Raw genomic sequence first — 337 nt, 5'->3', positions numbered from 1 at the left:
CCCATTAAATGGGCAGGGGCCAAATACGGAGCAAGGCGAACAGGGTGAGGCCAGTGTCGAGGCGCAGCGCCGACCACGGCAGCGCCGCCGCTACGCCCCCAGTATCATCGAAACCCGTGCCCAGCGTGCTGCCCGTGAACAACGCGAAGCCGAAGAACCCGGAAGGCGGCGGCGCCATCGCGAGCCTGAACCTGAAGACTTCTATCCCAGTCAACAACCCAGCCTTCACAGCGAGCGGGTTGCCGGACAGATGCAAAACGCCGGAGCGGGACCTCGCGACGATTACGACAACGACGCTCGTATGACCGCTGATCTTGGTCCTGAAGGGCGAGGCGAC

At 63.8% G+C, this 337-nt stretch carries 1 protein-coding gene; it reads right to left on the bottom strand.

The window, feature by feature from the left end:
- Positions 1 to 4 precede the first annotated feature (4 nt).
- On the bottom strand, positions 5 to 337 hold a 333-nt coding region (locus ACWGS9_RS35570), incomplete at its 5' end, for a hypothetical protein (protein WP_454509530.1).

This window comes from Mesorhizobium sp. Arg314, assembly GCF_053714275.1.
This window is presented reverse-complemented; position numbering and strand designations above follow the sequence as displayed.